General features: G+C 74.8%; 11 protein-coding genes. 3 read left to right on the forward strand and 8 right to left on the reverse strand.

All coding sequences use genetic code 11. The annotated features are described in order from the left end of the window. The 3 genes from F8274_RS27330 to F8274_RS27340 all read right to left on the reverse strand — a co-directional run. On the reverse strand, window positions 1-1,449 hold a 1,449-nt coding region (locus F8274_RS27330; RefSeq protein ID WP_151465239.1), incomplete at its 3' end, for a hypothetical protein. A gap of 31 nt (window positions 1,450-1,480) precedes the next feature. Then, complete coding sequence (locus F8274_RS27335; RefSeq protein WP_151465240.1) at window positions 1,481-2,560, reverse strand: hypothetical protein; 1,080 nt, start codon at window positions 2,558-2,560, stop codon at window positions 1,481-1,483. Between the two features lie 236 nt (window positions 2,561-2,796). Next, complete coding sequence (locus F8274_RS27340) at window positions 2,797-3,030, reverse strand: zinc-ribbon domain-containing protein (protein ID WP_151465241.1); 234 nt, start codon at window positions 3,028-3,030, stop codon at window positions 2,797-2,799. A gap of 120 nt (window positions 3,031-3,150) precedes the next feature. Between F8274_RS27340 and F8274_RS27345 the strand changes: the two genes are divergently transcribed. Both F8274_RS27345 and F8274_RS27350 read left to right on the forward strand, forming a co-directional pair. After that, window positions 3,151-3,480 (forward strand): YciI family protein, encoded by a 330-nt coding sequence (locus F8274_RS27345; protein WP_151465242.1) that lies wholly within the window; start codon window positions 3,151-3,153, stop codon window positions 3,478-3,480. 5 nt (window positions 3,481-3,485) lie between these two features. Then, a complete protein-coding gene (locus F8274_RS27350; RefSeq protein ID WP_225853998.1) occupies window positions 3,486-4,688 on the forward strand; it encodes an RNA polymerase sigma factor in 1,203 nt (400 codons plus the stop codon). Window positions 4,689-4,706: 18 nt separating this feature from the next. Here the strand turns inward: F8274_RS27350 and F8274_RS27355 are convergent, their stop codons facing one another. From F8274_RS27355 to F8274_RS27375, 5 genes are all read right to left on the reverse strand, one after another. Further along, window positions 4,707-5,657, reverse strand: coding sequence for a S1C family serine protease (locus F8274_RS27355; RefSeq protein WP_225853999.1), 951 nt, complete (start codon window positions 5,655-5,657; stop codon window positions 4,707-4,709). Window positions 5,658-5,781: 124 nt separating this feature from the next. Then, a complete protein-coding gene (locus F8274_RS27360; protein ID WP_151465243.1) occupies window positions 5,782-6,633 on the reverse strand; it encodes an SRPBCC domain-containing protein in 852 nt (283 codons plus the stop codon). Next, complete coding sequence (locus F8274_RS27365; protein ID WP_151465244.1) at window positions 6,626-7,186, reverse strand: helix-turn-helix domain-containing protein; 561 nt, start codon at window positions 7,184-7,186, stop codon at window positions 6,626-6,628. The genes F8274_RS27360 and F8274_RS27365 overlap by 8 nt, the downstream gene beginning before the upstream one ends. Window positions 7,187-7,279: 93 nt before the next feature. Next, window positions 7,280-8,623 (reverse strand): class I SAM-dependent methyltransferase, encoded by a 1,344-nt coding sequence (locus F8274_RS27370; protein WP_151465245.1) that lies wholly within the window; start codon window positions 8,621-8,623, stop codon window positions 7,280-7,282. Next, on the reverse strand, window positions 8,620-10,005 hold the full coding sequence (locus tag F8274_RS27375) for an FAD-binding oxidoreductase (protein WP_151465246.1): 1,386 nt from the start codon (window positions 10,003-10,005) through the stop codon (window positions 8,620-8,622). Before F8274_RS27375 ends, F8274_RS27370 begins: the two co-directional genes overlap by 4 nt. Window positions 10,006-10,098: 93 nt before the next feature. On the opposite strand from F8274_RS27375, the gene F8274_RS27380 reads away from it, so the two are divergent. Beyond that, window positions 10,099-10,569: an aminoacyl-tRNA deacylase gene (locus F8274_RS27380; RefSeq protein ID WP_225854000.1), complete on the forward strand. Its 471-nt coding sequence runs from the start codon at window positions 10,099-10,101 to the stop codon at window positions 10,567-10,569. The last annotated feature ends 75 nt before the right edge of the window (window positions 10,570-10,644 follow it).

Raw genomic sequence — 10,644 nt, forward strand, 5'->3', positions numbered from 1 at the left:
GCCGCCGTGGGTCCACGGGGTCTCCTCCGGGGCCGGGAAGGCGCCGGCCGGCAGGAATCCGTCGGACAGGGTGGTGAGGCACAGCCGCTCCCCCACCTCGGGCACGCTGCCCGGCGGGGCGGTCAACCCGCGGCCCATCCCGCCGGAGAGCTCCAGCACCACCTCGGTCTTGCCGTCGGCGGCCGGGGTCACGAAGACCACCTTCGCCTTCTGGCCCGGCCGGGCCGGCGAGTACAGCGTCGCGCCGACCGGCACGAGCACCGGCTCGGTGGTGACCACCTGGATCCGCGGGCGCAGCACCGGGCGTTTGCCGGTGTCGTCGACCCGCTTCGGGTCGGCCAGGGTCACGTCACCGACGAACGCCTCCCCGGCCAGCCGGTGCTCGGCCATGACCAGCGGGTCGTCGTAGGCGCGCTGCACCGCGTAGGAGGCGAGGGCCCGCTCCAGCCGGTGCAGGCGCATTGCCGCCGCGACCGCCCCGTCCCGGCGCGGCTGCGGGCCGCCACCGGCGTCGACGTGTTCGGCGTGGGCGGTGAAGGCGTCCTTGTCGCCGTCCCAGCGCCCGGCCACCCGCGCCCCGGCCGGCAGCGCGCGGAGCAACCCGACGCCGCGCCACATCAGCTCCCAGGTGGGCGTCAACTGGTCGCGCAGCAGCCGTTCCAGCTCCGCGTACGCGGCCGCGCGGGCGACCGGGTCGTCACCGGCGCCCGCGTACGCCTCGATGGCGGGCGCGAGCCGGTGGTTGTCGAAGTCCGGGTCGGTGGCCGGGCCGGCCGGCGGGCAGCGCCCCGGGTCCTCGGCGCGGGCGGCCGCCTCGGCGCCGGTCAGCCCGGGCGGCGGGTCGAGCCAGCCCAGCAGCGCCGGCAGGTGCAGGTCCTCCACGGTGCTCTGACCGGTCGCCCAGTGCAGGGTCAGCGCCTCGGTCAACGCCACCAGCGCCGCCGAGCCGGGATGCTCGGCGCGCTCGGCGAAGAACGTCAGCCAGCGGCCGAGCAGCGGCACCGACGGGTGCACCGGGTACTCGCCGTCGGGCCGGCGGAACCGGGTGGAGCGGCCGAACAGCCGCAGGAAGGTGATCCCGGCCGGGTTCGGCACCAGCACCTGCGGGGCGTCGACGTAGCGGTGCCGGACGTCCCGCCCCCGGTCGACCGGCACCGCCTCGGTGCGGTCCCGGAACTCGTCGAGGTAGGGCAGCACGATCCCGGCCAGCTCGGCCGCGAACGCGAAGCGCTGGTCCCGGTTGCGGGGCTGCGGCACCACCAGCAGCCGGGCGTCGTCCGGTGCGGCGCCGACCAGGGCCGCGAGCGGGGCGTTCGCCTCGCCGGCCAGCGCGAGCGGCACCAGCACGAGCGGGCGGTCGGACAGGTGCAGGTGCCGGACGGTGGCCACCGGCTGGGCCACCCCGGCGGCGACCGCCTGCGCCTGAGCGAGGGCGCGCAGGGTGCTCACCGGGTGCTCCGGGCGGGGCGTCGGGGCGTACTCATGCGGGGTGCCCGGCCAGGGCGTCGGCACGCAGGCGCGCGGCGGCGCGCAGCAGGGCGGCGGCCTCCGCCTGCTCCGGTTCGGGGGCGCGAACGCCTTCGGCGAGCGCCAGCACGTCGGCCACCTCGGCGACGCCGCCCAGCGCCTCGCGGACCGGCCGGCCCAGCGCGCCCGTGTGGCCGCGCGCCTCATGGCGGCAGAAGTAGGCCAGCTCGCAGGCGGCCAGGCAGTCCGGCGCGTAGTTGGCCGGGACGCCGGTGAGCGCGCCGGCCAGCGCGGCCGGGTCGGCGGTCAGGTCGGCCGTGAACGCGGCCGGCACGGCGGCGAGCAGGTCGTCGATCCGCGCCATCCGGTCGAGCTGGCGGCGCAGCACCAGCAACTGCTTGCGCACGTCGAGCAGGCTGGCCACCGGCCGGTTGGCGAAGTCGCGCGGGCAGACCAGCACCACCTCGTGCGAGACGAGGTCGGCGTCCCGCCCCTCCGCGGCGAGCAGCTCGCGCAGCGCCAGCACGTAGACGGCGGACTGGATGGCCGCGGCCGCCACCTTGGCCGGGTCGGCCTGGCCGTCGATGATCGGGAACGACTTGATCTCCACGACGTGGAAGCGGCCGGCGAGCCGGGCCGCCACCAGGTCCGGCTCCAGGTTCACCCGGCGCCCGGCGACGTCCAGGCCGAGCAGCGGATGGTCGAAGAGCGCCGGCCCGTCGCCGGTCGCGGTGAGCGCGGCGCGGGAGCGCTCCGGCCGGTCCTCGTCGCCGCCCAGGTCGGTCCAGGTGGCGCCGTCCGGCACCGGCACGCCCAGCCGCTCCGCGACCAGGCGCAGCAGCTCCGCACCGCCGTCGGCCTTCACCTGGGCCTCGAACGCGTTGCCCCGGGTGATGGCGAAGCGGGACTGGCCGAACCGGGCCGGGAAGCCGATCCGCTCGGCCAGCTTCGGCTTGTCGACCCCGGCGCCGTCCAGCACGGCGCGGCGGGTGCAGCCGGGGTTACCGGTCAGCGCGGCGATGGTGCGGGCGTTGTGCCGCCGGGGCGGCACGCCACCCCGGATCTCGGCCAGGCGCTGCGCGGTGTCCGTCATGATCGCCCAGGATAGGCGCTGCCCGCCGCCGCGGCAGCCGCCGCGCCTCGCCGTCGCTCAGCGGCCGGCGGACCGGTTCCAGGGAGAGCGGGGCGACTGGGCGCCCGCGGTGAGGCGGCTGCGGCGGGGGCGCCGGCGGCCCGGCGTGCACGGCGGCCGGGAGACGGTGTGCACCGGCGCGGCCGGCGGGGTGACCGGCTGGCGGCCGATCAACCAGCAGAGGAAACGCGCCACGGTCAGCCGACCGGGAGGCGCTCGGCCTCGGCGCGGGAGACGTCGTACTGTGCGCCGCAGAACGTGCACTGCTGCGTGTAGCGGGTGCGCACCGGGATCAGCGGGATGAAGAAGAGGGTGAACTTCGTGGCCCGCCGGGTGATGACCTGGGCGGCCCGGTTGCCGCAGTTGCGGCAGACCTGCGTGACGACGCCGGACCGGTCGACCTTGGTCCGGAGCCCGAAGATGAAGAACATCGCCCGGCATTACCCCGCCGGGCCCCGGAAATCACCACCAAAATTTTCCGCCGCGGCTGTCCGGATGCGCGCACGGTGTTCGTCAGGGTGGACAGGAGCACGACCGACAGGAGTGAAGCGATGAAGTACATGATGCTCGTCTGCACCGACACCCAGCCCGACCGGAACCCGGACGCGGCGCCCGACATCGAGAAGTGGGTGGCCGAGCGGGATGCCAACGGCCAGCGGCTGACCGGCAGCCGGTTCGCGTCCCCGTCGGCCGCCACCACCGTCCGTGTCCGCGACGGCGAACTGCTGCTCAGCGACGGCCCGTTCGCCGAGACCAAGGAGGTGATCGTGGGCTTCGACCTGCTGGAGTGCGCCGACCTCGACGAAGCCGTCGAGGTGGCCCGCGCCCACCCCATGGCGTACGCCGGGCGCATCGAGCTGCGCCCGCTGGTGGAGGACTGATCCGGGTGATCGACGCGGCCGGGGCGGTCGCCGACGCGGGCGCCGAGGCGTACCCGCGGATCGTGGCCGCCCTGATCCGCGTCACCGGCGACTGGACCCTCGCCGAGGACTGCGCCCAGGAGGCCCTCGCGGCGGCGCTGGAGCGCTGGCCCCGGGACGGCGTGCCGGACAACCCGGGCGGGTGGCTCATGACCACCGCCCGCAACCGGGCCGTGGACGTGCTGCGCCGCGCCAGCGTCGAACGCCGCAAGCTGCGCGACCTGGCGCTGCTCACCGATCCCCAGCCCGCGCGACCGGAGGGAGACGTGGTGGACGACCGGCTCCGGCTCATCTTCACCTGCTGCCACCCGGCGCTGGCGCTGGAGGCCCGGGTGGCGCTCACCCTGCGCACGGTGGCCGGCGTGCCGACCGCCGACATCGCCCGCGCCTTCCTGGTCACCGAGTCGACCATGACCCGCCGGCTCACCCGGGCCAAGGCCCGGATCGCCGCGGCCGGCGTCCCGTACCGGGTGCCGGCCGGGCCCGCGCTGGTCGAGCGCCTTCCGGGGGTGCTGGGGGTGCTCTACCTGCTCTTCACCCGGGGGTACGACGCCGACGGCGAGCCCGCGTTCGCCGCCGAGGCGGTCCGGCTGGCTCGGCTGCTGCACACGCTGCTGCCGGACCAGCCCGAGGCGGCCGGGCTGCTCGCCCTGTTCCTGCTGCACCACTCCCGCCGGGCGGCCCGCCGCGACCCGTCCGGCGACCTGCTCACCCTCGACCAGCAGGACCGCACCCGGTGGGACCGGGCGGCCGTCGCCGAGGGCGTCGCGTTGCTGGACCGGGCCGGCGACGGCCCGTACGCCCTCCAGGCGCGGATCGCCGCCGTGCACGCCACCGCCCCGACCGCCGCCGAGACGGACTGGCCGGCCATCGCCGGCTGCTACGACGCGCTGCTCGCGCACCAGCCGACCCCGGTGGTCCGGCTCAACCGGGCGGTGGCCCACGGGTTCGCGTACGGCCCCGCCGCCGGGCTGACCCTGCTCGCCGAGGCCCGGGAGGGCGGGGCGCTGGACGGCTACCCGCCGGCGGTGGCCGCCGAGGCCGAGTTGACCGCCCGCCGCGGCGACCCGGTCGGCGCCGCCGCGCTGTTCCGGGCCGCCGCCGACGCGGTCCGCTCCGACCCCGAACGGCGGGCGCTGCTCCGCCGGGCCGCCGAACTGTCCCCCTGAGGGTTTTGGTGACCGGCGTCAGTCACCGGCGCCGGAGGCGAGGCGGTCGACGACGGCGCGGACGGTGTCGACCGGGATGGCGAAGCCGAGCCCGGTGCTGCCCTCGTCCTGGCCGGTGGTGGCGATGGCGACGTTGATGCCGACCACCCGGCCGGCGGTGTCGACCAGCGCCCCGCCGGAGTTGCCGTGGTTGATCGCCGCGTCGGTCTGGATGAGGCCGCTCATGTCGTCCACCGAGCGGTCCAGGGCGGAGACGATGCCGGAGGTCACCGTCCCCTCCAACCCGAGCGGGCTGCCGAACGCCACCACCGGGTCGCCCACGCGGAGGGTGGCGTCGGAGCCGAGCGTCGCCGGGGTGAGCCCGGTGAGACCGTCGGTCCGCAGCAGCGCGATGTCCGCGCCGGTGTCGCTGCCCACGAGGGTGGCCGGGGCCGTCCGCCCGTCGGGCAGTTCCACGGCGAGGCTGCCGCCGGAGGTGATCACGTGCGCGTTGGTCAGGATCAGCCCGTCGGCGTCGAGGACGACGCCCGAGCCGAGGCTGGTGCCGCCGGCGCCGGTGGCGGTGATCGTGACGATGCTCGGCGACACCCCGGCGACCACCCCCGAGAGGCTGTCGACCGTGCTGGTCGAGGCGGGGACGACCCGGACCGCCGTGGCGACCGTCCCGTCGTCGAGCAGCCGGTCGGTGACCAGCGCGCCGGAGGCGCCCCCGCCCAGCATGAGCGCCAGCGCGGCGCCGGCCGCGACGACCCGGCGGGCCGTCCGCCGGCTCCGGGGCGGCGGAACCGCCTCCGGAACGGCCGAGGCCGGCGGCGGCGCGACGGGCGGCCAGCCGGCGGCGGAACCGGGCGCCGGCGGTTCGGCCGGGGCCGGGCGCACGGGGACGGCAGCGGCGGGGCGGGCCATCGCGTCGGTCATCGGGCCACCGCCGCCCGGTGCGCCAGCCGGAGCCGGGTCGGTGCTGTTCATGGATCCTCCTCGCTTCGGTGCTGGCTCCACCGTGGCGCGGGGATCTGGGGCTGGCTTGTGCCCTTCCTGTGGAGTTCCGGTGCGCCCCTGGTCCCGGTCGACGGGACCAGGGGCAGCCGGTGACTCAGGCGTTGCTGGGCATCTCCTCGGCCAGCCAGATCGGCTGCCAGTCGGCCTCCTCGTGGAAGCGGCGCAGCTCGGCGAGCCCGGCCACGCTACCGCTCCAGGCCGCGTACGGGGGGTTGCCCTCGTCGAAGCCGGACTGCACGAAGGTCAGCTTCGTCCGGCCACCGGACTCGGCCAGCTCCCAGGTGCTGATGCCGGTCGGTCCCCAGTCGACGGAGAGCGCCTGGCCCGGCGTCAGGTCGACGACCTTGGCCGCGTAGCCGGCGTCGAAGCCGCCCATGGCGTAGCGGCCGCCCACCCAGGGCTCGATGCCGATGGGGAAGCCGAACCAGGCGCTGGCCTGCTCGGAGTCGGTCAGCGAGGTCCACACCTTGTCCATCGGCGCGTCGATGAGCAGCTCGCCGCGCAGGTCGGCGGAGGTGAAGTCGGTGCGCGGCAGCAGCGGGCGCCCCTCCAGGTGGGCGTTGAGGTTGGCGATCGCGAGCGCCCAGAAGGTCTGCAGGACGCCGCGGATGCTGCTGCCGCTCATCGCCTCCTCGAAGCTGAAGTGGCTCTGCCGCAGGGTCAGCACGGTGCTCCCGTCCTCCGGCGTCAGCTCGAGCTCGGTGGTGGTCTCCACGCCGTCGAGCGTCCAGGCGAAGCGCAGCGTCCGCTCGTCGGCGTGCAGCAGGCGCTGGTGCGGCGCAGCGCCCTCGGGCGTGTGGCGGCCCCAGAACTCGTAGCGCTCGGGCAGGTCGACCTCGGCGTGCTCGGCGAGCCACACGCGCAGCTCGGCCGGGTCGGTCAGCGCGCGGCGCACGGTCTCGACGGGCGCGGCGAGGCGGGCCCGGACGGTCAGCAGGTCACTCATGGTTGTCGCCCTTCGGGTAGCAGGCCACGGCGAGCTTGAAGGCGTCTCCCTCGGCGCCGCCGTAGCGCGTGAAAAGGTCCCGCAGCGTCGACTGCAGGTCGTGCAGGAACTCCTGCCGCCGCTCGGCGGGCACCCGGATCTCGCCGGAGACACCGATCGACGGCAACTCGGGGGCGGTGCGGTCCAGCGCGGCAACGTCCGCCTGGACCTCCTCCATGAGGTCGAGCAGGTAGCCCAGGCTCAGCTCGTCCTGCGCCCGGCGCGCCCCGCCGATCCGGCCGACGAGCCGGGGCGAGAGCCAGTAGGACCGGGCGACGGCCTGGTAGATGCCCTCGCTGATGCCGCGCACCCGCCGCTCGGCGACCTGCTCGGCCAGCCCGGCGGCGACCAGCTGCTTGACGTGGTAGTAGACGCGCTGCGGCGTCTGCTCCAGCCGGGCCGCGATCTCGGTGCAGGTGCGGGGCTCGGCGAGTTGCCGCAGCACCTCGATCCGCTGCGGCTTGAGCAGGGCTTCGGCCTGCTCGCGCTCTTCCAGGTACAGGACGTCTCTCATGGCAAAATCAGTTTGTACGTACAAAACTTCTTTGTCAATACGTTCGACGAAAGGCCGCGCGGTTCCGCGCGGCCTTTCGTGGGATCGGGACCGTCAGGGCGTCCAGTCGGGACGCAGCGGGTAGCCGTTGGCCCCCTGCGGCTCGTTGTGCGTGGCGAGCACCTGGTGCAGCTGGATGCCGTTGCGCTCGAAGGCCATCCGGGAGCCGGCCATGTAGAGCCCCCAGACGCGGGCGGTGCCCGCACCCACCTCGTTCACGCAGAAATCCCAGTGCTCGACGAGGTTGCGGCACCAGCCGGCCAGGGTCAGCGCGTAGTGCTGGCGCAGGTTCTCCTCGTGGTGCACCTCGAGCCCGGCGTCGTGGATCTCGCTGATCAGCCGGCCCGGGCCGGCCAGCTCGCCGTCCGGGAAGACGTACCGGTCGATGAAAGCGCCGGAGCGGTGCGGAGCCCGGTTGTCCGCCCGGGTGATGCAGTGGTTGAGCAGCCGGCCGCCCGGCTTGAGGCGGCTGCGCAGCGCCCCGAAGTAGGCGGGGTAGTTGCGGACACCGATGTGCTCGGTCAACCCGATCGAGGAGATCGCGTCGAACTGCTCGCGCGGGGCGTCCCGGTAGTCGAGGTGGCGCACCTCGGCCAGGTCACCCAGCCCCTCCCGCTCGATCGCGGCCTGCGCCCACTCGGCCTGCGCCCGCGACAGGGTCACCCCGAGCGCCTTGACGCCGTATTCGCGCGCCGCGTGCCGGACCATGCCGCCCCAGCCGCAGCCGACGTCGAGCAGCCGCATCCCCGGCTTCAGCGCCAGCTTGCCGGCGACCAGGTCGTACTTGGCCCGCTGCGCCTCCTCCAGGGTGTCGGTGGGGCTGTGGAACACCGCGCAGGTGTACGTCATCGACGGGCCGAGCACCTTCTCATAGAAGGCATTCGAGACGTCGTAGTGGTGCGAGATCGCGTTGCTGTCCCGCGTCCGGGAGTGGCGCAGCCCGTTCACCACCCGCTTCCAGCGCGGCGCGGCCTCCTGCGGCGGGGGCGGCGGGGGCAGCAGCCGCTCCCAGCCGAGCCCCTTGACCAGGGCGAGCGCCTCGGCGACCGGCGGCATCCGCAGCGGCAGCTCGTCCTTGAGCACCCGCAACGCCTCGTACGGGTCGCCCGGGTGGACGCCCTCCAGCCCGAGGTCGCCGCTCACGTAGGCCCGGGCCATGCCCAGGTCACCGGGTGCGGTGAGCAGGTAGGACAGGCCGCGTTCGGAGCGGATCGCCAGGGTCATCCCGGCGTCGGCCGGGCCGACCGCGCTGCCGTCGTATCCGGTGATGCGCACGGGCAGGTCGCCCGTGGTGACCGCGCGGATCACGTCCGCCACGGTCGGTCCGCCACGCCGGCCCCCCGCCGGCGGGCCGGCCGGGGCACTCGCCGCCCCGGGTGTTCGGTCGGTCAGACTCATGCTCGCGCTACCGCCTTTTCGTACAGTCCGGTCAGCCGGTGGTCCGGGTCGTAGCGGTCCTTCACGGCGCGCCAGGTCTCCCCGCCGTAGAGCCGGTCGAACGCCGCCCGGTCGTAGTACGCGTCGGAGTAGAGCGACTTGTGGCCGCCCGACTCCGACACCGCGCGCTCGATCTCCCGGTTGACGTCGCCGTCGGCGGCGCCCTCGGCGATCGGCACGCTCCCCCAGAAACCGATGTTCACATAGGTTTCGCCCGGTTGGAGGGGATACAGCGGCCAGGCCCGGGCGGATCCCGGGCCGGCCGGCTCCCGCAGCCGCAGCGGGCAGAGCCACACCGGGTTCATCCGCACGGTCCGGGCGAACCAGCGCAGGAAGTCCGGGGTGGCCGCGAGCGGGATCTCCACGTCCTGCACCACCCGCTCCCGGGCCGGCCGGCCCCGCCAGCGGTCGATCCGGGCCGCCACCTGGTGCCGGTGCTCCAGGCGCACCAGGCGGTGGTAGAAGTCGCTGCGCCGGTAACGCTGGGGCCAGAGCCGGCGGACCACCGGGTTCTGCACCCCGAACGCCGCGGAGCACCAGAACCAGTCGGTGTCCCAGCGCCACAGGTAGTCGTGGGTGGTGAGCACGTCGCGGGTGCGCCGGCGCAGCGAGCGGTAGTAGATGTCCTGGCCGGTGTAGTCGCTCGGCGGGCTGTCGGCCTCGTCGGTGAACGTGGCGAGCACCAGGTACGCCTCGCCGGGGCTGAACATCACCCCGTCCATCCCGTCGACCGGCTCGCCCTCCCAGGAGCCCTTGGCGACCACCTCGGCGATCGCGTCGGTCAGCTCCTCCAGCCGGCTGAACCGGATGTTGCGCAGCGCCACGTGGCGGCGGACCGGTTGCAGCTCGATGCGCAGCCGGGTCGAGTAGCCGAGGCTGCCCAGCGAGTTGGGGAACGCCCGGAAGAGGTCGGCGTGCTCGCCCACCGGCCGGGCGGTGACGAGGTCGCCGGACCCGGTGAGGATGTCCAGCTCGGTCACCGACTCGTGCGGCAGCCCGTTGCGGAACGAGGTGGACTCGATGCCCAGCCCGGTCACCGCGCCACCCAGGGTGATCGTGCGCAGCTGCGGCACGACCAGCGGCATGAGGTGGTGCGGCAGGGTCGCGTCGACCAGGTCCTCGTAGGTGCACATGCCCTGCACGTCCGCGGTCCGGGCGTCCGGGTCGACGTTGAGCACCCCGGTCAGCCCACTCACGTCCAGGCCGGGGGTGCGCGGCGCGGATCGGGGTCGGAAGAGGTTGGAGGTCTGCTTGGCCAGCCGTACGGGTTCTCCGGCGGGCACCGCGGCGTATGACCGCCGCAGCGCGTCCACCGCCCGCTCATGATCACGGACAGCGTGCATGAGATCACCTTACGCCTGGGTACGACAATTCGTGGGATGTCCACGGTGGCCATTTCGAGACCGCTCGGAGATCCACGGGTTACCGTGGCCGACATGCCCTCCCCCGCGCTCGCCGCCCTGGACGCCGCCGGCCTGCCCTACCGGGTGATCCGGCACGGCCCGGTGCGCAGCCTCGCCGAGGCGGCGGCGGCGCGCGGCGTCGAGGTCCCCGACGTGGTCAAGACGATCGTGGTCCGGTGCGGTGCGGACGACCACCTGTTCGTGCTCACCCCCGGCGACCGGGTCGTCTCCTGGCCGAAACTGCGCCACCTGCTCGGGGTGAGCCGCATGTCCATGCCGGACGCGGCGGCGGCCCGGGCGGTCACCGGCTACGAGCGGGGCACCATCACCCCGTTCGGCGCCACCACCGCCTGGCCGGTGGTCGCCGACGAGCGGCTGCGCGGCCGGGAGATCACCCTCGGCGCGGGCGAGCACGGGGTGGCCGTCGCGGTCGACGCCGACACCGCCCTCGCCGCGCTCGACGCGACCGTCGCCGACGTCACCGACCCGGAACCGGCCCGCTGAGAGCGGAGATGGTGCGCGACCGGGTGGCGTTCTGGGAAGGACGTGCGGGTCGTCGACTGAGTCACCCCGCCGCCG

The organism is Micromonospora sp. AMSO31t (assembly GCF_008868175.1).
GTDB lineage: Bacteria > Actinomycetota > Actinomycetes > Mycobacteriales > Micromonosporaceae > Micromonospora.

Bases quoted from the DNA above. Each gene is read 5' to 3' on its own strand.
- F8274_RS27335 (WP_151465240.1), bottom strand. From the start codon at position 2,560: ATGACGGACACCGCGCAGCGCCTGGCCGAGATCCGGGGTGGCGTGCCG.
- F8274_RS27340 (WP_151465241.1), bottom strand. From the start codon at position 3,030: ATGTTCTTCATCTTCGGGCTCCGGACCAAGGTCGACCGGTCCGGCGTC.
- F8274_RS27345 (WP_151465242.1), top strand. From the start codon at position 3,151: ATGAAGTACATGATGCTCGTCTGCACCGACACCCAGCCCGACCGGAAC.
- F8274_RS27355 (WP_225853999.1), bottom strand. From the start codon at position 5,657: ATGAACAGCACCGACCCGGCTCCGGCTGGCGCACCGGGCGGCGGTGGC.
- F8274_RS27360 (WP_151465243.1), bottom strand. From the start codon at position 6,633: ATGAGTGACCTGCTGACCGTCCGGGCCCGCCTCGCCGCGCCCGTCGAG.
- F8274_RS27365 (WP_151465244.1), bottom strand. From the start codon at position 7,186: ATGAGAGACGTCCTGTACCTGGAAGAGCGCGAGCAGGCCGAAGCCCTG.
- F8274_RS27370 (WP_151465245.1), bottom strand. From the start codon at position 8,623: ATGAGTCTGACCGACCGAACACCCGGGGCGGCGAGTGCCCCGGCCGGC.
- F8274_RS27375 (WP_151465246.1), bottom strand. From the start codon at position 10,005: ATGCACGCTGTCCGTGATCATGAGCGGGCGGTGGACGCGCTGCGGCGG.
- F8274_RS27380 (WP_225854000.1), top strand. From the start codon at position 10,099: ATGCCCTCCCCCGCGCTCGCCGCCCTGGACGCCGCCGGCCTGCCCTAC.